The organism is Solibacillus sp. NPDC093137, from assembly GCF_050280445.1.
In the GTDB taxonomy this organism is placed as follows: domain Bacteria; phylum Bacillota; class Bacilli; order Bacillales_A; family Planococcaceae; genus Solibacillus; species Solibacillus isronensis_B.
The window spans coordinates 1,675,767-1,700,452 of record NZ_JBNNVH010000001.1 but is presented as its reverse complement, the minus strand read 5'-3'; the positions used below and the strand labels follow the sequence as shown (position 1 = coordinate 1,700,452).

The 24,686-nt window shown below is 39.2% G+C and carries 19 protein-coding genes; all 19 read left to right on the top strand.

Annotated elements, in window-relative coordinates; translation table 11 throughout:
- The first annotated feature begins 71 nt into the window (after positions 1-71).
- The 19 genes from ACQKN3_RS08730 (at position 72) to ACQKN3_RS08640 (ending at position 24,564) form a co-directional block, all read left to right on the top strand.
- Positions 72-338, top strand: coding sequence for a stage V sporulation protein S (locus ACQKN3_RS08730; RefSeq protein WP_251689152.1), 267 nt, complete (start codon positions 72-74; stop codon positions 336-338).
- Positions 339-844: 506 nt separating this feature from the next.
- Positions 845-2,578: a 2-oxoacid:acceptor oxidoreductase subunit alpha gene (locus ACQKN3_RS08725; RefSeq protein ID WP_427710828.1), complete on the top strand. Its 1,734-nt coding sequence runs from the start codon at positions 845-847 to the stop codon at positions 2,576-2,578.
- 2 nt (positions 2,579-2,580) lie between these two features.
- Entirely contained in the window at positions 2,581-3,447 is an 867-nt protein-coding gene (locus ACQKN3_RS08720) for a 2-oxoacid:ferredoxin oxidoreductase subunit beta (RefSeq protein ID WP_427710826.1), read from the top strand.
- A gap of 381 nt (positions 3,448-3,828) precedes the next feature.
- Positions 3,829-5,349 carry a methyl-accepting chemotaxis protein gene (locus tag ACQKN3_RS08715; protein WP_427710824.1) on the top strand — a complete coding sequence of 507 codons (1,521 nt, stop codon included), beginning with the start codon at positions 3,829-3,831 and terminating at the stop codon, positions 5,347-5,349.
- Between the two features lie 513 nt (positions 5,350-5,862).
- A complete protein-coding gene (locus ACQKN3_RS08710) occupies positions 5,863-6,189 on the top strand; it encodes a geranylgeranyl pyrophosphate synthase (RefSeq protein WP_427710822.1) in 327 nt (108 codons plus the stop codon).
- 139 nt (positions 6,190-6,328) lie between these two features.
- The gene (gene hemW, locus ACQKN3_RS08705) at positions 6,329-7,474 is read left to right on the top strand and encodes a radical SAM family heme chaperone HemW (RefSeq protein ID WP_427710820.1); all 1,146 of its coding nucleotides are present in this window, start codon (positions 6,329-6,331) and stop codon (positions 7,472-7,474) included.
- Between the two features lie 128 nt (positions 7,475-7,602).
- Positions 7,603-8,628: a heat-inducible transcriptional repressor HrcA gene (hrcA, locus tag ACQKN3_RS08700; RefSeq protein ID WP_251689141.1), complete on the top strand. Its 1,026-nt coding sequence runs from the start codon at positions 7,603-7,605 to the stop codon at positions 8,626-8,628.
- A 77-nt stretch (positions 8,629-8,705) separates the two neighbouring features.
- Positions 8,706-9,263 carry a nucleotide exchange factor GrpE gene (gene grpE, locus ACQKN3_RS08695; RefSeq protein WP_427710818.1) on the top strand — a complete coding sequence of 186 codons (558 nt, stop codon included), beginning with the start codon at positions 8,706-8,708 and terminating at the stop codon, positions 9,261-9,263.
- Between the two features lie 92 nt (positions 9,264-9,355).
- Complete coding sequence (dnaK, locus tag ACQKN3_RS08690) at positions 9,356-11,209, top strand: molecular chaperone DnaK (RefSeq protein ID WP_251689137.1); 1,854 nt, start codon at positions 9,356-9,358, stop codon at positions 11,207-11,209.
- Between the two features lie 823 nt (positions 11,210-12,032).
- Positions 12,033-13,154, top strand: a complete 1,122-nt coding sequence (gene dnaJ / locus ACQKN3_RS08685) for a molecular chaperone DnaJ (protein ID WP_427710815.1) — start codon at positions 12,033-12,035, stop codon at positions 13,152-13,154.
- Positions 13,155-13,168: 14 nt separating this feature from the next.
- Entirely contained in the window at positions 13,169-14,107 is a 939-nt protein-coding gene (prmA, locus tag ACQKN3_RS08680) for a 50S ribosomal protein L11 methyltransferase (protein WP_008403155.1), read from the top strand.
- Between the two features lie 82 nt (positions 14,108-14,189).
- Positions 14,190-14,933, top strand: coding sequence for a 16S rRNA (uracil(1498)-N(3))-methyltransferase (locus tag ACQKN3_RS08675; RefSeq protein ID WP_427710813.1), 744 nt, complete (start codon positions 14,190-14,192; stop codon positions 14,931-14,933).
- A gap of 339 nt (positions 14,934-15,272) precedes the next feature.
- Positions 15,273-16,847 carry a phytoene desaturase family protein gene (locus tag ACQKN3_RS08670; protein WP_251689131.1) on the top strand — a complete coding sequence of 525 codons (1,575 nt, stop codon included), beginning with the start codon at positions 15,273-15,275 and terminating at the stop codon, positions 16,845-16,847.
- Positions 16,848-16,922: 75 nt separating this feature from the next.
- On the top strand, positions 16,923-17,537 hold the full coding sequence (locus tag ACQKN3_RS08665) for a PH domain-containing protein (protein ID WP_251689129.1): 615 nt from the start codon (positions 16,923-16,925) through the stop codon (positions 17,535-17,537).
- A 147-nt stretch (positions 17,538-17,684) separates the two neighbouring features.
- Positions 17,685-19,877: a hypothetical protein gene (locus ACQKN3_RS08660; RefSeq protein WP_427710810.1), complete on the top strand. Its 2,193-nt coding sequence runs from the start codon at positions 17,685-17,687 to the stop codon at positions 19,875-19,877.
- Between the two features lie 51 nt (positions 19,878-19,928).
- On the top strand, positions 19,929-20,783 hold the full coding sequence (locus ACQKN3_RS08655; RefSeq protein ID WP_427710809.1) for a response regulator transcription factor: 855 nt from the start codon (positions 19,929-19,931) through the stop codon (positions 20,781-20,783).
- A gap of 1 nt (position 20,784) precedes the next feature.
- Positions 20,785-21,828 carry a HEAT repeat domain-containing protein gene (locus ACQKN3_RS08650; protein WP_427710807.1) on the top strand — a complete coding sequence of 348 codons (1,044 nt, stop codon included), beginning with the start codon at positions 20,785-20,787 and terminating at the stop codon, positions 21,826-21,828.
- A 6-nt stretch (positions 21,829-21,834) separates the two neighbouring features.
- A complete protein-coding gene (locus ACQKN3_RS08645; protein ID WP_427710805.1) occupies positions 21,835-23,265 on the top strand; it encodes a glycosyltransferase family 2 protein in 1,431 nt (476 codons plus the stop codon).
- Between the two features lie 285 nt (positions 23,266-23,550).
- Positions 23,551-24,564: a HEAT repeat domain-containing protein gene (locus tag ACQKN3_RS08640; RefSeq protein ID WP_427710803.1), complete on the top strand. Its 1,014-nt coding sequence runs from the start codon at positions 23,551-23,553 to the stop codon at positions 24,562-24,564.
- Positions 24,565-24,686: the final 122 nt, after the last annotated feature.

The following is a 24,686-nucleotide window of genomic DNA, read 5'->3' as shown; positions in this document are numbered from 1 at the left end:
ACAATGACGTACAGGCAATAAAAACAGCCTGAAAAAAAGATAAAGCAGTACTAGATGAGGAGGAAATAGCTGTGGATTCATTAAAAGTATCATCTCGTTCTAATCCTAATTCTGTTGCAGGAGCACTCGTTGCGGTTATACGAGAGCAAGGGTTTGCTGAAATGCAGGCGGTAGGTGCAGGTGCGTTAAACCAGGCAATTAAAGCAGTAGCAATCGCTCGAGGGTTTGTAGCCCCAAGCGGCACAGATTTAATTTGTGCACCGGCTTTCGCGGACATTATCATTGCAGGAGAAGATCGTACGGCATTAAAACTACTCGTTGAAAAAAGAACTCGTTAATTCATGAAGACCCATACACTCGCTTAGCACCCAAACTGGGCTAAGCGGGTGTATTTTTGTTTGCGGGGTATATTTAAATAGAAGAGATTTAGATTCCGTTAAAATTTTAATCGTCATTTTGATAAGGTTAATCGTCAATCATGAACGAATATTCGTCACCTACGCTTTTAAGAGAAGATGAAATTCTCATCCATATAAAGGAACAGCAAACCACTTCTACTAAAACGCAACCCTTTTACATAATCAATCGTCCTCCAATTAAAGATTTCCCATATAAATTTAAGGGAATAGAAATCTAAAATTACATCAAAACAATTTGTGTACAGAACTTTCCGTCAAAGGTCTGATTTTTTAACTCGATATGACATTTGCAATAGTAGAGACGAAAACTTCATGTTAAACTAATGTAGGAAAAAACTATAAAAAGGCTGTGCAATCGGCAGCTGCTCGATAAAGCATCTTATACGCTTTATTTATAAATACAGAAACTTTAAGGAGATGTTGATATGTTACATCAGCTTTCATGGAAAGTCGGTGGGCAGCAAGGTGAAGGGATTGAGAGTACAGGTGAAATCTTCTCAATGGCAATGAATCGTCTAGGGTATTTCCTATACGGTTACCGTCATTTCTCTTCTCGTATTAAAGGTGGCCATACGAATAATAAAATTACGGTTCGTCCGACAGAAGTACGCGCAATTGCGGACGACTTAGATATACTAGTCGCGTTTGACCAGGAAACGATCGACGTGAACTATAAAGAATTAACACCAAGCAGTATCATTTTAGCGGATGCGAAATTCGATCCGAAAAATCCGGAAGACAGTGTCGCGCCATTATACGCGGTGCCATTTACGGAAATTGCGGCTGAGCTTGGTACATCTCTAATGAAAAACATGGTTGCGATTGGTGCAACAGCAGCGCTTTTAAACTTGGATGAATCAGTTTTCCAAAGTGTTGTAAATGAAATTTTCGGACGTAAAGGTGAAGAAGTCGTAGCAAAAAATATTGAAGCGATTGAACGCGGTCGTCAAGCGATTTCAGAGCAAATCGGTGACCGTGTCGGCACATGGGAAATTGCGCCTGCAGACGGAAAACGCCGTATGTTCATGATCGGTAACGATGCAGCGGCATTAGGTGCATTGGCAGCCGGCTCTCGTTTCATGGCAGCCTATCCGATTACACCAGCATCTGAAATTATGGAATATATGATTAAGAAGCTTCCATTAGTAGGTGGAGCGGTTATTCAAACAGAAGACGAGATTGCTGCAGCAACAATGGCAATCGGTGCAAACTACGGTGGTGTGCGTGCATTCACAGCATCAGCTGGTCCGGGTCTTTCATTAATGATGGAAGCAATCGGTCTTTCAGGTATGACGGAACAGCCGCTTGTTATTTTCGATACACAGCGCGGTGGTCCATCAACAGGTTTACCGACAAAGCAGGAGCAGTCGGATTTAATGGCGATGCTTTACGGTACGCACGGTGAAATCCCGAAAGTCGTTATTGCGCCTTCTACAATGGAAGAAGCGTTTTATGATACGATTCAGGCGTTTAACATTGCCGAAGAATTACAATTACCTGTTATCGTGATGACAGACTTGCAGTTATCATTAGGTAAGCAGTCGGTTGATCCATTTGATTACAGCAAAATTGAAATTCGCCGCGGCAAAATTGTCGAAGCAGTTGAAGATGTAGAATCAAAAGATTACTTCAAGCGTTATGAAAATACAGAAGACGGCGTTTCTCCACGTGTCCTGCCAGGTACAAAAGGCGGTATTCACCATGTAACGGGTGTAGAGCATGATGAAACAGGGAAGCCATCTGAAGCAACGGGCAACCGTCGCACGCAAATGGATAAGCGTATGCGTAAATTACAGCATGTCCGCTTTGAAAATCCGGTATACGTGAACGCACCACATGAAGATGCGGACGTATTGCTTGTAGGCTTCAACTCAACGCGCGGAGCAATAGAAGAAGTTCAGGAAAAGCTGAACTCTGAAGGCGTAAAAGTGAACCACGCACATATTAAGCTGATCCATCCATTCCCTGCAGAAGAGATGAGTGCATTAATGGATAAAGCAAAAAAAGTGATTGTCGTTGAAAACAATGCGACAGGTCAGCTTGCAAATGTTATGAAAATGAATATCGGTGGTCACGCGAAGACTAAATCGATTTTAAAATACGATGGTACACCATTCTTACCACGTGAATTAACAAACTTAGTGAAGGAGGAAATTTAATCATGGCAACATTTAAAGATTTCCGAAATTCCGTAAAACCTAACTGGTGTCCAGGCTGTGGTGATTTCTCCGTACAAGCAGCGATTCAACGTGCAGCAGCAAACGTAGGCTATGAACCAAGCGAATTGGCAGTTATTTCAGGAATCGGCTGTTCTGGTCGTATTTCAGGCTATATTAACTCATACGGCTTCCACGGTATTCACGGTCGTGCATTACCGATCGCACAAGGCCTTAAAATGGCGAACAAAGACCTGAAAGTTATCGCTTCAGGCGGTGACGGTGACGGCTTCGCAATCGGTATGGGTCACACAATCCATGCAATCCGCCGTAACATCGACATTACGTATGTAGTAATGGATAACCAAATTTACGGATTAACAAAAGGGCAAACGTCTCCACGTTCAGCTGCTGGTTTCATTACGAAATCAACACCAGGCGGAGCGATTGAGCCATCATTAAAACCATTAGAAGTAGCGTTAACAGCAGGTGCGACATTTGTGGCACAAGGCTTCTCAACAGATATTAAAGAACTGACAGCGATGATCGAAGCCGGCCTGAACCATAAAGGCTTCTCATTCATTAACGTATTCTCACCATGTGTAACGTACAACAAAGTAAATACGTACGACTGGTTCAAAGAGAATTTAACAAAGCTTGCTGACATCGAAGGCTATGATTCATCTAACCGCGAATTGGCAATGCAAACAGTAATGCGCCATGAAGGTCTTGTAACAGGCATTATTTATCAGGATACTGAAACAACTTCGTATCAGGAAAAAATTAAAGGCTATTCAGAGCTGCCGTTAACAGATATCGATATTAGCTTATCAGAAGAACAATTTGATCAGCTGACTAAAGAATTTATGTAAATAGTTTATAGGGCTATACAGGCTGGAGTTTCCGGCTTGTATAGTTTTTTTATTGCTAATGAAATTATAGATTTGGGCAATATGCTAAGTAGTACCGATTGACGGCAGATGCACAATCCCCATACAATGAATCGCCTGCCAAAGATAACTGATAAACTTACCAACGCAGGCTTCAACAAATCAAAAAATGCTTTAAGGGTAGATGATTCCATTCTTAAAATGAAGTCCGTTAATTCTTCTAAAGTAACAGAAAAGTTGACCGTTATTTCAGCTTCTCCAAAAACCCCATACCTTTACAACAATTTAACATATTTACATAAATCTATTTACACAGCCCCTTTATACTAAATCAAAATACATAGATAAATGAGGTAGTGTAACGTGCGCTTTCGGAATGCGATTAAATTTAAAGACCGGCTTGCCGTATTAATGATCATTTGTATTTGCTCGAATATCATTTTAACCGTATTTAGTATGGATTACTTGAGGAAAATGGAAAGGGAAGCACAGGCTTTATATGAAGAAAAGCTCATGACCTTACATATGATGCAGGAATTCGAACAACAGTATCTACAAACGAATGAAATTCCCACACAGTCCATGGAGCGATTAGACGCTTTTGATTCCAAAATGGAGTTTTATATGAAGCAGTTGGCAAGTAACCCATCCATCGATCTCTTTGAGGAAATTGATGCATACATAATCGAGCGGGCATCCGCACAATTAGCCAGTCATGAAAATGATATAAAATTCGGCTACAGTCTTTTATTATCGATCTCGATGATTTTAATGCTGCTTGTACTGTTTTTCGGCATTCAGGCGATTCGTTCGATCAATAAGCCGACCCGTGAGCTGAAGCAGCTATTTAAACTTGTGCAGCAAGGGGATTTAACGAAGTACGCGACATATTCTGCTCGTGATGAACTGGGGGAAACAACGAAATACTACAATTTAATGATTGGAGATATGAAGGAGCTTTTAAAATCAGTCCGGAAAAATACAGAATCGGCGACAGAAGCGAATAACGAGCTTCAAACAAATGCCGAGAAGATTACAACAGGGGCAATACGTATTGCCGCAAGCTCGGATGACATGACAGGATCACTGCAATATGCAGCGACCCGATTAGCGGATAACGCAGCATCTGTACAGCAGGTGGCTGCCGGGATTGACGAAATAACAGAGCGCATGCATTATGTTGACCAGTATATAAAAGAAACGATCGCCCAGGCTGATGACGGTGAATCGATCGTCGGGCAAAATCTGTTGCAAATGCAAGATGTGGAAAGGGCGATGCAAACAGCGAACAATACAATTACCCAGCTGAATGAACAGACACAGCATGTATCACGTGCAGTGACGATGATTCACTCGATTGCTGACCAGACGAATCTGCTTGCACTAAATGCCTCCATCGAAGCAGCAAGAGCAGGGGAACATGGACGAGGTTTTGCCGTTGTGGCCCAGGAAGTGCGTAAACTAGCGGAACAATCTCAGGAGTTCACAAAATCCATTGCAACAATCGTCACAAAAATTCAGCAAGGAACTTTAGAAGCGACGAACAATATGGAAAATGCGATGAGAAGTGTTGATACGGGGGTCACTACAACGGAACAAAGCGCGGTCAAGTTCAGGGAAATTACGATGCAAGTACAACAGATCGGTCCGCAAATGGAGCAAGTTTCTACTATTATGAATGAAATTTCCAGTCATACCCATGATGTTGCACAAAGTTCGATGGAGTTAAGCAACCGCTCCGAAGAAAATCTCGTCTCGATGCACCAGATTCAGGAGCAAATTGACATACAGAAAAATTCAACGTCAGAAATTTATGAAGAAATTCAAAGCATTGCAAAAAATATGCGTTCGTTAACACATGCAGTCAAACGGTTTCAAATCTGATTACGCTGATTTTGACAGTTTTTGTCGAAAGCATTTTAATTTTTGATATATTAATGTAATATTTATAAGTAATTTACAAGAAAAGATAAAAATACGATAAAATTTGTAATTATTTTCTGAAAACTGATGAAATTTATCATGAAAACTGGTATCTTTAATCAAGAAGTCATATTAATGAATGATATGTAAATTTATTCCATAATACAATACACCTATAGTCATTGATTTAATATTAAGAATATTTTTAAGAATGTAGCTTTTAATAAATTATTGACTGTAGTAGAATATTGGTATAAAAATAGCGTATTTTATTGGTTAATATGAAATTATATAGAGAGAATAGTTAGTAGAAAATATTTGTATCGCACCATTTCATTTCAATGCAGACTTCAATTTTCTGAATGTTTTTAAAAGGGCAGAGTGTTATGTTCAACTTGGCAAATACTTAATAATTGCTGTGATCAATTAGATTTGTCATTAGATAAATATATTAAATAAGGGGATGTATTTTTTATGAACAGTCAAATTCAACTAATCGAACCGAAGTGGTTTGTCCAGGATGAGCTACATATCATCGAAACGATCGTTAGCAAAACTTCAGCGGATACAGGTATTGTCATTGCAGGGGAAAACTTTGATGCAACAAAGCGTTGCCATCCAACTGTACGCCTTTACATGATTCAACTATTGGATGATCAATATGAAATAACAAAAGAATTGGATGCCTTCCAGTTCGATACTGCTGAAGAAGCGAAGCAATTTTGTGCAAAGCTGCCTGAAATGACAGCTATTGATTTGGTAATGTTAATGAATAAAGAAGAGCCTGTATTTTCTATTTAATAAATTAATCCAGCTTTGTTGAATGAATCTTCATTTAGCAAAGCTTTTTTTGTTGTCTCTTTTCCGAGGGTCCGTATTTGTATTTTAGTGGATAAAGGCTACAATAAAGGAGAACAACTAGAATAAGGAAGTGATTTAAATGGCTAGAGGTGTATATATTCACATTCCTTTTTGTCATCAAATTTGTAATTACTGCGATTTTAATAAAGTTTTTTTTAAAAATCAGCCAGTTGATGAATATATTGAAGCGCTTGGACGGGAAATGGAAATGACGGTTGCGCAAATGCCGGAAGCGTTCACGAATATCGAAACGATTTTCCTTGGTGGCGGTACCCCGACTGCATTGTCTGCACAGCAAATCGAAAAATTATTATCGCTCATTACGAAACATATTCCGATGTCATCCGTAAAAGAGTTTAGTAGTGAAGCAAATCCGGATGAACTGACAATCGATAAATTGCAGGCACTTTATAATGGAGGCGTCAATCGTTTAAGTATGGGCGTCCAATCATTCGACCAGTCACTGCTTAAGAAAATTGGCCGTACCCATTCGAATGAACATGTATATGAAACGATCCAAAACGCAAAAAATGTTGGATTTAAAAATATAAGCATTGATTTAATGTATGGTCTGCCTGGCCAGACGATGGAGCAATGGCAAGAGACGCTTGAAAAGGCGTTGGCACTAAAGCTGCCGCATTATTCGGCGTACTCGCTTATTGTAGAGCCTAAAACGATCTTTTATATTCAGTATGCGAAAGGGAAGCTTCATTTGCCGACAGAAGATCTTGAAGCGGACATGTATGGTGTTTTGATGGATACGATGGAAGCGCATGGACTCCAGCAGTACGAAATCAGCAATTTTGCGAATGAAGGCTATGAGTCAACACATAATAAAATCTATTGGGATAATGACGAATACGCAGGATTTGGCGCTGGTGCTCACGGTTACTTGGAAGGAATACGCTATTCCAATGTCGCACCGATCAAAAAGTATATTGAAACAGTGATGGCAGGAGAGCGTCCTTTATTGCATGAGCATGTAGTGACAGGTGATGAGAAGCTGGAAGAGCAGATGTTCTTAGGATTAAGAAAATCTGCCGGCGTGACACATGAAGAATTTGAAAAGAAATTCGGTCAGCCGATGCTTTCTATATATAAGGAAATAATCGATCAATTACAGGAAGAGCAACTTATTGAAATTGACTCTGAAGGGATCCGTTTAACAAGAAAAGGCCGTTTTATCGGCAATGAAGTATTTCAGCGGTTTTTAGTAGGGGAATAATCTTTTTGCAGCGGTGCTTGAAAAAAGTTAAAAAAAACGGACGAATTCATTGACATCAATATAGAGATTTGCTAATTTATAAATATATTAGCACTCCTCTTAATCGAGTGCTAACAGAGGTGAGAAAGATGTTAACAAATCGGCAGTTACAACTATTGCAAGTAATCGTAGACGAATTTGTGATGTCAGCACAGCCTGTTGGTTCGCGTCAACTATCCAAAAAAGAAGGTATTACGTATAGTGCTGCTACAATACGTAATGAAATGGCAGATTTGGAGGAGTTAGGTTTTTTAGAAAAAACGCATACTTCTTCAGGCAGGGTCCCTTCTGAAAAAGGGTATCGCTTTTATGTCGACCATTTGCTTCAGCCTCAAATCATTACGAGTGGCGAAGTAGCGCAAATCCAGTCACTCTTTAAAAAGCAGATTGTTGAAGCAGAACAAATTATAAAAGAATCCGCAAATATATTATCGGAATTGACGACATACACGACCATTTTACTCGGTCCGGATGTTCAAAAACATCGTGTCAAAAAATTTCAGATTGTACCGTTAACAGAACAGACAGCGGTGGCTATTATCATCACAGATAACGGTCATGTAGAAAATCGCACACTAACGTTACCACCGGGTTTTAACCCGCATGATATTGAAAAGATGGTTAATATTTTGAATGACCGCCTAGTCGGTGTACCACTATATGAACTTCCGATAAAGCTTCAAACTGAGGCAATATCGGTATTGAAGTCTCATATTCATGCATCCGATTCGATTGTCCGGTCATTGTTATCCATTACTTCAAACCATCACGAAAATAAAGTTTATTACGGTGGTAAATCCAACATGTTGAATCAGCCGGAGTTCCATGACTTAGAAAAAATGCGAATGCTGATGGATTTGATCGACAAGGAAAGCCAAGTTCAAACTTTATTCAATGAACAGAAAAATGGTATTCAAATCCGAATAGGTTCAGAAAACAATCATTTAGCGATGGAAAACTGTAGTGTCATCACCGCTTCCTTCCTTGTAGGGGAAGAACAGCAGGGGGCGATCGCCATTATCGGTCCGACGCGCATGGATTACCGACGTGTTGTCACATTATTGGATGTTATGACAAACAGTCTGTCAAGAGCGTTTTTCGATAAAAAGCAGTAAGGCCATTGATTCAGCGGTCGTAATGTTATACATAGCCGCTGAATTCATAAATGATTGATACTCGAGGAGGAAAAGAAGTGTCAGAAACAAAAAACAATGAAGAATTGCAGCAAGAAGAAACTACGGAAGAAGTAGTGGAAACAGCTGAAACTACTGAAACAGAAGAAAACGCAGTAGATGAAAAAGATCAGAAAATCGCTGAACTTGAAGCGAAACTTGCTGAAGAGGATACGCGTTACTTGCGTTTGCGTGCAGATTACGATAACTTAACACGACGCAACCGTTTAGACCGTGAAGCAGCTGAGAAATACCGTGCACAAAGCTTATTAACTGAACTTTTACCGGTGCTGGACAATTTAGACCGTGCACTGCAAGTAGAGGTGACGACAGAAGAAGCGGCATCATTATACAAAGGTGTACAGATGGTATATGACCAGTTACTTGCTGCAACGCAAAAAGAAGGTCTTACGATCATTCCGGCAGAAGGCGAAAGCTTTGATCCGAACTTCCACCAAGCTGTAATGCAGGAGCAGGACAGTGAAAAGGAAACAGGCGTCATTTTACGCGAACTGCAAAAAGGGTATCAGTTAAAGGACCGTGTACTGCGTCCTTCGATGGTATCTGTAAACGAGTAATTTAGTGCTTTTCGGTACTATCTATATATTTAAAATTTAGATTTTCATATCAAACACATTTTGTTTTTTACTATTAGGAGGAAAATTAAATTATGAGTAAAATTATCGGTATTGACTTAGGAACAACTAACTCTTGTGTATCTGTATTAGAAGGCGGAGAACCAAAAGTAATTCCAAACCCGGAAGGTAACCGTACATCTCCATCTGTAGTAGCATTCAAAAATGGAGAAAAACAAGTTGGTGAAGTAGCAAAACGCCAAGCTGTAACAAACCCGAACACAATTATTTCAATTAAATCAAAAATGGGTACGAACGAAAAAGTTAAAGTGGAAGATACAGAGTATACTCCACAAGAAGTATCTGCAATGATTTTACAATACTTAAAAGGCTATGCTGAAGACTACTTAGGCGAAAAAGTAACAAAAGCTGTTATTACAGTTCCTGCTTACTTCAACGATGCTCAACGTCAAGCAACTAAAGACGCTGGTAAAATCGCTGGTTTAGAAGTAGAGCGTATCATCAACGAACCAACAGCTGCAGCTTTAGCTTACGGTTTAGATCAACAAGACGTTGACCAAAAAATTCTAGTATTTGACTTAGGTGGCGGTACATTCGACGTATCGATCCTTGAATTAGCTGACGGCGTATTCGAAGTATTAGCAACAGCAGGTGACAACAAACTTGGTGGTGACGACTTCGACGACAAAATCATCGCTTATTTAGTTGAAGAATTCAAAAAAGAAAACTCAGTAGATTTATCAAAAGACAAAATGGCAATGCAACGTTTAAAAGATGCAGCTGAAAAAGCGAAAAAAGACTTATCAGGCGTAACTTCTACTCAAATTTCATTACCATTCATCACAGCTGGTGCTGATGGCCCACTTCACTTAGAAATGTCATTATCACGTGCGAAATTCGATGATTTAACAAAAGACTTAGTAGAGCGTACAATCGTTCCAACTCGTCAAGCATTATCAGATGCAGGTCTTTCTGCTTCAGAATTAGATAAAGTAATCTTAGTTGGTGGTTCTACTCGTATTCCTGCAGTAGTAGAAGCAATCAAAAAAGCAACTGGTCATGAGCCACACAAAGGCGTAAACCCTGACGAAGTAGTAGCAATGGGTGCTGCTGTACAAGGTGGCGTATTAGCTGGTGACGTACAAGGCGTATTATTATTAGACGTAACACCATTATCATTAGGTATCGAAACAATGGGTGGCGTTATGACGAAACTGATCGATCGTAACACAACAATCCCGACATCTAAATCACAAGTGTTCTCAACAGCTGCAGACAATCAGCCAGCAGTAGACATTCACGTATTACAAGGTGAACGTTCGATGGCTGCAGACAACAAAACACTTGGTCGCTTCCAATTATCTGATATTCCACCAGCACCACGTGGTATTCCACAAATCGAAGTAACATTCGATATTGATGCGAACGGTATCGTATCAGTTAAAGCGAAAGACTTAGGTACACAAAAAGAACAAACAATCGTAATCCAATCTGATTCAGGTTTATCAGAAGAAGAAATCGAGCGTATGGTTAAAGATGCAGAAGCAAACGCTGAAGCAGATGCGAAACGTAAAGAAGAAGCAGATCTTCGCAACGAAGCAGACCAATTAGTATTCCAAGTGGATAAAACAATCACAGACTTAGGCGAGCAAATCACAGAAGACGAAAAGAAATCTGTTGAAGATGCACGCGACGAGTTAAAAGCAGCTTTAGAAAAAGGCGAGCTTGAAGGCATCAAAGCTTCTAAAGAAAAATTAGAAGGCGTATTACAACCATTAGTAATGAAAGTATACGAGCAAGCGGCAGCAGCTGCACAAGCACAAGGCGGCGCTGAAGGCTTCGAAGGCGCAGCAGACGCTGGTCAAAAAGACGACGGTATCGTAGACGCTGACTTTGAAGAAGTAAAAGACGACAAAGACAATAAATAATTCTTTCTGATTTCCACATAAAAGCCAAAGACCGCTTGCGGCTTTGGCTTTTAAGTTTGTCATAAGCCCCATTTTTATTCAGGAGAGTGGGCGAGGCGCGAGGCAAGGCGGAGTGAAGCGGCGATTTTAATCCGTTTTAGGAAGCATCGCCCGTGGTTCACGGGAATTCGAGTTTTATTAGAAGAATTAGTTGAAAAAGTAGAACTTATGGAAGCGAAAGTAGAAGGTTCAGGGGCTAAAGTGGAAGTTCTTCGATGAAAAGTAGAACAATTCACCCGTAAAGTAGAAGTTTAAATTTTATTAGAAGATTCGCTTGAAAAAGTAGAACTTATGGAAGCGAAAGTAGAAAGTTCAGGAGCTAAAGTGGAAGTTCTTCAATGAAAAGTAGAACAATTCACCGGGAAAGTAGAAGTTCGAACCAGAATGTAGCTCAATTTAGTTAGAATACGAAATTTAATACTAACCGGGAAGTGCTTGGAATGAAGGGGAGGCGACTCCTGCGGGAACAGCACGACGCCTGAGACTACAGGCTCAGGCCGTGCCCGCGGAAAGCGTCCGACCCGAAATGGAAAGCACTGGACAATATAAAAAAAGTACACTTTATATTGATATAGTGTATGTACTAGTATTTGTACCCCGCAACGCAGCACAACGGGCTTATGAAGGGAAAGGCATCTTATAACTTCCACGTAATAAAAAGAACGGGACTATATTAGATGGCCCACACTTTATATTCCTATTAAAAAGTACCAAAGCAAAAGCTATACATCAATTTTTCAACATGTTAAAATAGACGTTATGTAAAAAGAGCGGAGAGTGAACAATGAGTAAGCGCGATTACTATGAAGTACTTGGCCTGAGCAAAGGTGCAAGCAAAGATGAAATAAAAAAAGCGTATCGTAAATTATCAAAACAGTATCACCCTGATTTAAACAAGGAAGAAGGCGCGGACGAAAAGTTCAAAGAAGTCGCAGAAGCATATGAAGTGCTGTCAGACGACCAAAAACGTGCTCGCTATGACCAGTTTGGCCATGAAGATCCAAATGCAGGATTTGGTGGCGGCGGATTCGCTGGCGGCGCTGGATTCGGCGGTTTTGAGGACATCTTCAGTTCGTTCTTCGGTGGCGGTCGACGCCAAGATCCAAACGCCCCACGTAAAGGCGACGATCTTCAATTCCGTATGAACATTTCTTTCGAAGAAGCAGTATTTGGAAAAGAAACAGAAATTGAAATTCCAAAAGAAGAAATATGTGATACATGTAACGGCTCTGGTGCAAAACCAGGTACGCAGCCACAAACATGTTCACAATGTAATGGTGCGGGCCAAATTAACCAGGCGGTCGACACACCGTTTGGCCGTATGGTAAACAAACGTTCTTGTCCATCATGTCGTGGTCAAGGTAAAATCATTGTGGAAAAATGTTCACCATGTCGCGGTACTGGTACAATTACGAAGAAGAAAAAAATCAAAATCACGATCCCGGCAGGTGTGGATGATGGCCAACAATTACGTGTAGCAGGTCAAGGTGAAGCAGGATTCAACAATGGTCCTGCCGGCGATTTATACATTATTTTCAATGTTCGTAAGCATGAATATTTCGAACGTGACGGCGACGATATTTTATATGAATTAAAATTAACTATCCCGCAAGCAGCATTAGGTGATGAAATCGAAGTACCGACAATTCACGGGAAAGTGAAGCTGAAAATTCCTGCAGGTACACAATCCGGTGCGCAATTCCGCCTGAAAGATAAAGGCGTAAAAAATGTACACGGTTATGGCATGGGGAACCAGTATGTCATCGTAAACGTTGTAATACCGACGAAACTAACGGAAAAACAAAAACAATTGTTACGTGAATTTGCAGAAATTAGTGGAGACATTCCGGAAGAACACGGAAGCTCCCTGTTCGACAAAATTAAGAAAAAAATTAAAGGCGACTAAGGAGTGTATTGCAAGTGAAATGGACAGAACTTTCGATTTTAACAACGCATGAAGCTGTTGATGCAGTGACGAACATTTTACACGAAGCTGGTGCAAGCGGTGTAGTAATTGAAGATTCAAAGGAATTAGACAAAGAGAGAATTGATAAATTTGGTGAAATTTATGCACTGAATCCTGAAGATTTTCCGAAAACAGGTGTCATTGTAAAAGCATATTTATCGGCTTCAAGTTTTTTAGCGGAAACAATCGAAGAAATTAAGCTTGCAATCGCAAACCTTGTAAACTTTGATATTAATATTGGTGAAAATGTATTAACACTTTGTGAAGTTGATGAAGAAGATTGGTCAACGGCGTGGAAGCAATACTACCATCCGGTAAAAATTTCGGAACGCTTCACAATTGTACCGACTTGGGAAGACTACAAACCAGTATCAACGGATGAGCTGATCATTGAACTGGATCCGGGAATGGCGTTCGGAACAGGAACACACCCTACAACGGTTATGTGTTTGCAGGCGCTTGAAAAAGTTGTACAGCATGACCACACAGTTGTCGATGTTGGTACAGGATCTGGCGTACTGTCAATTGGTGCTGCCATGCTTGGAGCGAAAAGCGTTCATGCACTGGACTTAGATGAAGTGGCAGTAAATGCAGCACGCGAAAACGTTGAATTGAATAAAATGAGTGATATTGTTGAAGTATTCCACGGTAATCTTTTGGACACAGTAAAAGAACCGGCTGATATTGTTGTAGCGAATATTTTAGCGGAAATCATTATGTCATTTACGGATGATGCATTTTCAATTGTAAAACCAGGCGGTATTTATGTTACATCGGGCATTATCGGAGCGAAGAAAGATGATGTAAAAGCAGCTCTTGAAAAAGCCGGATTTGTCATTGAAGAAGTATTAATGATGGAAGATTGGGTAGCGATTATTTCACGTCGCCCTTAATTAAATCGTTTAATCGAAAATCGAACATTTTGCTAATGGGCAAAATGTTCGATTTTTACGTTATCAACAAGGAGTGAAGACAATGCAAAGATATTTTGTAGATACAGTGGATAATGAAATGGACCAATTTATCATTTCCGGAGAAAACGCGCGTCATATTTCAAAAGTAATGCGTATGACGGTAGGAGAAGAAATCATTGTTGTACATGATAATGTAGCGTATGTTTGTGAAATTACCGAGCTGGACCAGGATGTACATGCAAAAAAAACAGGTATGACAATCCCTTCGCCGGAAATGCCGGTTAAAGTCGATATTGCATGTGGCCTGCCAAAAGGTGATAAACTGGAACTGATTGCACAAAAGGCAACAGAGCTCGGTATGCATGCATTAATCCCGTTTGCTGCGGAACGTTCAATTGTAAAATGGGATGATAAAAAAGCGAAGAAAAACCAGGAACGCCTTCAAAAAATCGCTCAGGAAGCGGCTGAGCAATCGCATCGTACATATGTCCCGAATGTTGTACAACCAATCAGTTTCAAACAGCTTGTACAAACATTCTCTAACTATGATGCTGTATATATTGCAGATGAAGAGGATGCGAAGTTGGCGACACGTACGACATTTAAGCAAAAGCTGCAATCGTTAAATATGGAAAAAACGTTGCGCATTTTATGTATTTTCGGTCCTGAAGGCGGCATTTCCCGTCATGAATCGGCAGTATTCCTTGAAGCAGGGGCACAGACAATGTCACTGGGGCCTCGTATTTTACGGGCAGAGACGGCACCGTTGTATGCGTTATCTGCAATTTCGTACGAATTTGAATAGTGAATGAATTAAAATAACAGACCTAAACAAAGCAAAGAGCCTTAATTTCTCACACAAATAGAAATTAAGGCTTTTTGTTTTGTCTACCGGACCCCCTTATTTACAAACTATCTCAAATTGAGTGTATTTCTTCCTTGTATAACGAAAAACAAATATGTATAATGTTTGTATAACATGAAATAGTGTATCTGGACAGATTTTTATTGTAAACAGCTACAATATGGAATTTTATTAATATTAATCGTGAAATGAATAAAGAATATTACTGAACATTATACAAATTATTCTGTACGAGGAAATCGTTGTACAATATCGAATCGAAACAGGGAGGAACTATAAATGAAAAAAATTGCAGTGGTAGGGGCAGGTCCTGGCGGATTAGCGGTCGCCATGTTATTGGCCCATAAAGGTTATGAAGTAACGATTTATGAAAAGCAGGCTTATGTAGGTGGTCGAACAAGCGAAATTAAGCTTGGTGACTATAAATTTGATATGGGCCCGACGTTTTTAAATATGTTGTACATTGCAGAAGAGATTTTTGAATTAACAGGTCGCGATATTCACGACTATGTGGATTTGATTGATTTGAATCCTATGTATCAATTAATCTACCATAACAAAAAAATTAATATGACACGTGATGCAGATGAAATGATTCGTCAAATCAACGAGCTTTTCCCTGGAAATGAGGGGAGCTATGAGCGTTATATGGAGCAGACACAAAAGAAACTTGAAGTGCTTGCCCCTGTGCTGCAGGCTCCGATGAATAAGCTGACAGATTTGTTCAACCCGAAAGTGATGAAAGCGTTCAAAGAATTGGAAGTAGGAAATTCCCTTGTTGATACACTGTCAAAGTTTTATAACGAAGAGGAATTACAGCTCGCTTTTACATTCCAGGCAAAATATCTGGGGATGTCTCCATGGGAAAGTCCCGGTGCATTTTCAATTCTTTCATATATTGAACACGCTTACGGCGTTTACCACATTAAAGGCGGAATCAATAAGCTGACAGAAGCGATGGCGAAAGTTGTCCTGGAATCAGGCGGGAAAATCCTACTCAATAATGGGGTGAAAAAATTAAAAACAAACGGCAGAAAAGTAACGGGTTTACTGCTGGAAGATGGTCAGGAGATCGAAGCGGATGAAGTCATCATTAACGGAGATTTTGCACATGCGATGACAAATCTTGTTGAGCCAGGACTATTAAAAAAATATACACCTGAAAAACTTGAGAAAAAACAATACTCTTGTTCAACGTTCATGCTGTATTTAGGTGTCAATAAACGATTTGATTTACCGCATCATACAATTTGGTTTGCGAAAGATTACCGGAAAAATGTAGAGGAAATTACAAAAACAAAACTGATGTCCGATGATCCATCGATTTACATTCAAAATGCCGTCGTAACGGATGAAACGGTTGCGCCAAAAGGGAAATCGACATTATACATTTTAGTACCGGTACCGAATAATATGAGTGGAATTGACTGGTCTGAAAAAGCAGCTCCATTCCGGGATATGATATTAAATATGGTATCGGATAAACTGGGCATTAAGGACATTTGGGAGTATATCGAAGAAGAGCGTATGATTACACCTGCTGACTGGGAACGAGATATTCATGTTTATAAAGGAGCGACGTTCAACTTAGGACACCAATTGTCACAAATGCTTGTATTTCGTCCACGTAATAAATTTGAAGAGCTGGATCAGTGCTGGTTAGTCGGTGGTGGTACACACCCGGGCAGTGGCTTGCCAATTATTCTGGAATCGGCCCGTATTACAGCAAACGGCATTTTACAGCAGGATAAACAGACATTGCTTCCTGTTAAACCATTGCCGAAAGTGGAACTGTATAAAAAGAAACAGCGACAATTACAGCATCAGCCTGCAGCCATTCAAACGAATGCTTAGAAAGTGATTTCATTGTATGAAACTTTTATTTGAATGGAAACGTATAATAACTATTCATTTAAAGGAGGCAATACAATGTTCAAAAAATTAGCATCAGATGCATTAGGTCTATCAGATATTGGGGTAGTGATTTCAAGACAGGACTTTGACAAAACAGATTCGGATGATTTTATTTTTAATGAAGTTGATGAAAAAATTTATTTCCTGATTAAAACAAAAGCAGATGAGTATTGCTTCACAAACTACGCATTAATCCATGTAGACGGCGCAAATGCCATCAGTAAAAAACGTATGCTGCGCCGCTATGACTACGAACATTTTGCGATTGAAGAAGTACTGCTGGAAACTGCGGGGACAATCGATTTGGATGTAGAGATCAAATTTGTGATCGGAAATGTGCCGTTAAGCATTGATATTCATAAAAAACACTTAACGGAAATTAAGGATTTATACAAAGCGCTTCATGCCATTTCACTTGAACAAAAAGCGAATACATTCAGTATGGATGCTGCAAAACAAAGCTTGAATTTAGCGGCATCTGCAATCGGCCGCGCTGGCAATGAAGGGGTTTCACCAGCTGAGGCGTTCAAGGAGATTACAGCATTTTCACATAGCTGGCTGCTCGAGCAAAAGAAATCATTTGTAAAAAAAGATTTCGGAGATGTTTTCGAAAAATATATTAATAACTAATAATAGCTAACACTCATTTCTTATAGAAATGGGTGTTTTCCTTTTCTATCAGCCATTTTCTGTTTCTCCTCCGTGTTTAAGGGGAAGAGAAACAATAAAGTAATTCTTTCCCTTTTAAATTATTTTGAATAATGGCAGGTGGCTTTGTTGAAGAAAAAGTTGGTTTTACTTGGATTACTGCTTCTCATTTCGGTTCCGCTCGCGATTTATCTAATGAATAATCAATCCGTTTCAGAAAGAGATGATGTTAACGTGGATTCCCCGAAATCAAAACAAATAGCCAAAACATCGGTTGAACCGGTCTATGAGCAGGAGGTTGCCTATAATGCCCGGATATTGAACGATAAATATGAAGTGTTGAAAAACGGCGTATGGCAGAAAATGACGATTAAAGGGGTAAATATCGGGATGGCAAAACCGGGTCTATTCCCGGGTGAAGCTGGCATTACTAAGGAAGATTATTCAGGATGGCTTAAGTCAATCGGTGAAATGCATGCAAACGCTATTCGAATTTACACAATACATCCACCTGCATTCTATGAAGCGTTGCTCGAATACAATGAGTCGCATGAACAACCGATTTACTTGTTCCATGGGGTATGGCTCGAAGAAGAACCGGTAATTGAGCAGTTGGATGTATATGGTGAACCGACGGAGAAGTTCCAAAAGGAAATGAAAAATATTATCGATATTCTTCATGGCAATGCAGAAATTGAACATCAGCCTGGTCATGCATCGGGGAGCTATACTGCCAATGTTGCTCCGTATGTAATGGGGTGGATGATCGGTATCGAATGGTATCCGCAGGCAGTTCAATCTGTGAATGAAAAATATAATGGCAAGCCTCAATTCGACGGCCGGTATTTTGCGACAAAGGACGCAGCGCCATTTGAAATATGGCTTGCGGAACAAATGGAGTATGCCGCCAAGTACGAAATAGAGCAATATAGTTGGATGCGTCCATTCAGCTTTACGAATTGGGTAACGACTGATTTACTCGACCATCCGTATGAACCGAGTGAAGAGGAAGACATGGCGTCGGTAAATCCGAATGTTATATATGAAAAAAACGAAATTCAGCAAGTTGGTCAATTTGCAAATTATCATGTGTATCCGTATTACCCTGATTTTATGAACTTTACCCCTGAGTATTTGCAGTATATCGACCATCGCGGAAAGCCAAACAACTATGCAGCGTATTTGAATGAACTGAAGAAAGCGCACAGATTGCCGATTCTAATATCGGAATTCGGAATCCCGGCTTCGCGCGGATTGACCCATAAAAATCCGTTTGGCTGGAATCAGGGCTTTGTGACAGAGCGTCAGCAAGGGGAATATTTAGTCAGTCTCTATGAAGATATTCTGCACGAAGGCATGCTTGGTGGTTTAGTATTCTCCTGGCAGGATGAATGGTTCAAAAGGACGTGGAATACGATGGATCTCGATAATCCGGATCAACGGCCATTTTGGTCAAATGCTCAAACGAATGAACAGCAATTCGGACTGCTCAGCTTTGATACATTGAAAATAAAAGTAGATGGGGATACATCGGACTGGACAGGTAAAAAAGCGGTGTATGAAACCGAACAGCTGAACATGTTTATGGATTCTGATGAACGGTATTTATATTTACGGCTAGATGCAAAAAATGTGGAGTTTTCAAATGATTATTATCCATTGATTTACTTCAGTACAGTAAAAAACCAAGGGAATTCGACGTATAAAGGTTATCCGCTGTTAAACGAAGCGGATTTTGTACTCACGATTAAAGATGAGGAAAACAGCAGATTGGAAGTGGATGCGTACTATGATCTGTTTCAGAAACTATATGGTGAACTTTTGGAGCAAGTTCCAGTTGAAGGTGTAACTCAAAAAAACAGCGGGCAATTTAACCCTATTGAGTATGCACTGAATAAACAGCTGACGATTCCAATACTCGATGAGACCTATCCATTCGAAAAATACGAGACTGGAAAGCTGAGGAAAGGAAACGGCAATCCGGAAAGCCCGGATTATGATTCACTTGCCGATTATGAAGTCAATGAAGCGGCTGGTGTTGTGGAAATCCGTATTCCGTGGCTATTGCTGAACTTTACTGATCCTAGCCGTCGGGAAGTATGGGCTGATTTGTATGCGAATGAGGAGATGACTAGGGAAATTACAGAAGGGATTGAAGTTGGGCTATTGATGATCGAAAATGATGAAGCGAAACTGAGTGTCCCGGCAAATAAGTCAGACCTGAAAAGCTATACATGGGAAGGCTGGACTCTTCCGGAATATAAGGAACGTTTGAAGGAATCGTATTATATTTTGCAGGAAAAATTCTTAAATATTCAATGAATCGTGAACAGCAATGATCAGATTATCTGCGTGAATAGGGGTGAAATACAGGTGGAAGTAACGACGAGTCAGTTTAGTAATGGGATTGGAAATTTTCAGGGTTTAAAGAAACTCTATGATTTGCAGCTAGCTTATATAAGAAAAAAGGGAATTCATTTTACGTTTGTTTTCGTGAAATATTCAGAGGAAGCTGCTGTGAGTTACGAAGATTTCTATCAGGTAGTAAAAGAAAATTTAAGAAAATCAGATTTTGTGTTTGCCCATCAGTCAAAACAATATGTCATTTTGGTACTGACAATTAGCAAAGTAATGGAATCCAAATCATTTTTAGGTCGGCTTCAAACTGCGATGTCACCATTAAAAATGCCGCTTGTAGCTGTAATTGCAGAAATTGCAAATTCTTCTCATCCCCTTGAAGAAGTACTGGATACTGGCGAGAAAAAGATGATGAGCCTGAATTTTTCAGAGACACAAATGATAGCTATTCCTCATTTTATGGAAAAAGAGCGAATCAAGATGAAAGTAAGCATAATCGAAAATGACCATATTACACAATCGATCTTTTCGAATCTGTTTCATAATCTGGAAACCGCTGAACAGGATTTGGAGGTCCGGGTGTTTAATGACGGACTTGAATTTATGGAATCAGACTGGTACCGAAGTGAGCATCCTCATATTGTCGTGCTGAATGATATATTACCAAGAAAAAATGGTTTTGAGGTATTGCATTTTCTGCGCGGTTTACCTAATGATCAAAAGTATTTGATTTTATTTATATCAACTCGTAATTCTGAAGAAGCCCAGCTTTACTGCCTTGAAAATGGTGCTGATGCTTACTTTGTCCGTCCCTTTAACTTGAAAATATTTGAGATCCGCATCAAAAATCATTTGAGAAGGTCGCGTTAATATGATTGATCGTCAATTTTTAATCGGGTCGGTCATAGTCGGCATCATCATGCTGATTATTATTTTCTGTATATTTATGTATTTAGTATATAAAGGGATGGAAAGAAATCAGATCAATGAAAAGATGAATGTATATTTCGAACAATATAAAACAGAGTGGTATAACTATCTTGTTTATGATAAACCGCTGGATCACCGGCCGGAAAATAATATTATAATGAAGGCGATTGATCATTTGTTTGTTTCTTATTTGACAACGCTCAACAATGAGACGATTCACAAGAAAGTTTCCGAATACGCTTCATTGAATATGCAGGATTACTATATCGAGCAAATAAAAAGCCATGATCGATCGGTCCGTCTGAATGTTTTGCAGCGTACATTATTGCTGGAACTGGATTTTTTAGTACCGATTATTGAGCAGCATTTAAAGCACAAACGTGATTATGAGATGGAAGAATATTTACTAATGTTGCGGGTAGTCGCGAAATATAATCGGAATTTGTTTTATGCCCATGTTTATCAACCGAAATTACCGTTGAATGACTATGAATATAAACTTTTGTTATCGACGATTGATGAAGGGTATATCGACTATTTCACAAATCATTTTGATGCCTTGCCAATCGTGCTGAAACTTGCTCTTCTTGATTATCTGAGTTTAAGCACAAATGTAAGTAATGATTCTCTCTCTTTCTATGAGCGTTTGTTAATATCGGACAATCAGGAGTTAAGAATCCGGGTTCTAAAAGCGATTGCCTCATTCGGAATGATTTCGAATCTGCAGCTGTATGAGCGCTTTGTTGATTCTGCCAGCTGGGAGGAGAGGCTGATGATGGCAAAAATATTGCGGTTTGTAAAAGAGGAGAAATCCTATCAAGCTCTTGAGCTGCTAATAGCCGATTCGAATTGGCAAGTACGTAAACAGGCGGCCTTATCATTATTGAATATGCCAAAGGGACAAGTAATATTGCAGCAAATAATCGATAGTAAAAAAGATTTGTATGCGGCGGATATAGCAAGGGAAGTCATGAAGTTAGGGTGATGATACATGAATTCAGAAACAATACTTTATTGGTTTAACGAAGTGTTCAGTTCATTAATCTTTATATATATGTTATTTGTTATTGTGATCTATACATTAATGCTGATCTTTGCTTTTTTTCAGCTGAGAAAAGACAGGAATCTGGATAAACATTTGGAAGGAAAGGTAAATTTAAATGCGGTTTATTCGAAGCCTGTTTCAATTATTGTCCCTGCTTATAATGAGGAAATCGGTATTATCAGTACGGTTCAATCATTATTGACACTTGAATACCCGCAATATGAAATCGTGATTGTAAACGATGGTTCGAAAGATTCGACATTGCAGACAGTGATTGATGTCTTTCAGATGGAGCCTGTTTTCCGGACTGTACAGAATCAACTGTCATCAGCGGAAATCAGAGGCATTTACCAGTCTAAGCTCCATTACAATATTGTTTTAGTAGACAAGGAAAATGGAGGGAAGGCCGATGCGTTAAACGCAGGCATAAATGTATCAAGATTTCCTTATTTTTGCTCGATTGACGGTGATTCAATTTTATCCACTAAATCATTGTTGCAGGTGATGAAGCCGATTGTCTCATCCAACGGGAAAGTCATTGCTGCAGGTGGAAGTGTGCGTATAGCAAACGGTTCGGAGATCGAGTACGGCAGTGTTCTGAAATCGGTTGTCCCGAATAATCCGATTGTCGTCATGCAGATTATTGAATATTTACGTGCTTTTTATATGGGAAGAATTGCGCTGAGCCGTTTTAATTTATTATTAATTATTTCCGGTGCGTTTAGTGTCTTTTCGAAAGAATATACAATAAAAGTCGGTGGCTACAATAAGAATACGATCGGCGAAGATATGGAACTGGTCGTCCGGCTGCACAACTATTTATTGAAGAATAAAATAAAAAAATCGATTGAATTTATTCCCGATCCGGTATGCTGGACAGAGGCCCCGGATAATCTAAAGGATTTAAAAACACAGCGGAGACGATGGCATCAGGGGCTGTTAAGCAGTCTTATGCTGAACCGTGGGATGCTGCTCAATCCGAAATACAAACAAATCGGTCTCATATCTGTTCCGTATTTTGTATTTATTGAATTAATCGGCCCGATTGTTGAACTATTGGGATATATATATGTCATTTTATCATTTGTAATTGGGAATATATATTTGGAATCAGCTCTTACTTTGTTTGTCCTGTTTTTAATTTACAGTACAGTGATTTCGATGTTTTCTATTTTACTGGAAGCATGGAGTATGGGCACCTACCCGCGTATCCGTGATTCGGTGAAACTATTATTGTATTCATTATCGGAAGTGTTCTGGTTCCGTCCGCTAATGGTTATTTTCCGCCTTCAAGGATTCTGGTATTTTATTCGGGGAAAAAACGATTGGGGAAGCTTAACGCGATCTGGATTGCAAAAGAAAACAAATGATATTTAATATAATAGACTAAGTCGATAGGCGGAAAATCTCCGTCTATTTTGGCTGTTTACTCTTTAATATTGGAAGAAGGGAGAGTTATCCTCCCGTTTTCTAATAGAAAATGTATACATATTAATCTGCGTTTTTATATTTAAATTACTTAAATGGACAGAAAATGGAGCAAATTTCAATTATAAATACTATATTGGAGACAGGAGAAAAAATTGGATGTATAAACATAATGAAAAAAGGTGATATATTAGTAATTAACATGGAAAACAGATTGAGAGGGTCGCGATACTAATGAAAATTGAAGAAATTTTAACAGGGATCTTAATTATCTGTAGTGTAATGCTTTTTATTCTATTATATATTTACTTTTTTGCAATTTATCGAAAGAACAGGAAGACACGTTCCTTCAATAAAATAAATAACTATATCCAGCAAAATGAGAGGGACTGGTATAATTATTTAGTTTTAAACAAACCTCTTCGGAATCATTCAACTACAAAGGATGAGCTGGCGGCAGTTGATTCTATTTTTGTTTCATATGTTACATCGATGAATAAAGAAGAGATCCTGGAGAGAGCTTCAACATATGCTGCATTAAATATGAAAAACTATTATACAAAGCAATTGACGAGCCGTGATGAAGCTATCCGTTTACATGCTTTGCAGCGAACACTGATTCTGTATCTGGAATTTTTAGTGCCGTTAATCGAACGCAGACTAAAAGACAATCGTACAGGGTCTATGGAAGAATATTTATTAATGTTAAAGGTTGCAGCGAAATATAATAGAAATTTATTTTTGGCGCATATGTATAAACCGAGATTGTCTTTTTATGATAACGAGTACCATTTGTTGCTAACGAATATTGAGGATAGTTATTGTGACTACTTTAAAGATCATTTTGAAGAATTGCCGATGCAGCTGAAATTAGCGTTCCTGGAGTTCTCATGCCTGAACAGGAACTTGGACCCTTCCTACCTTTCATTATTTGAACAGTTACTGACTTCCGAATGTGGGGGAATTCGTCTTCGTGCATTAAGAGCAATTTCATCGTATGGTGAAATTACGCATGTGAAGCATTATGAAGAATTTGCCGATTCAACACATTGGGAAGAGCGTCTATTGCTGGCCGAAATTTTACGTTTTGTCAAAGAGGACGATTCATACACTTATCTAAAAAAGTTAATGCTTGATCCAAACAGCAATGTTCGAAAACAGGCTGCTTTATCACTGATGGGTTTACCGGATGGACAGGCGATACTGCAACAGGTATCCGACAATAAAGAACATATCCGTTCTAACTAGTACCAACGGAAGAATCCAGTAATTTAACAAGTAGTTAAAAAAATAGGCTTTGTATAGCGATTTGTGCTATTATAAAACACGTTGATATTTTTCTTCATCAAGTGAATGAAGAGCATGCTACC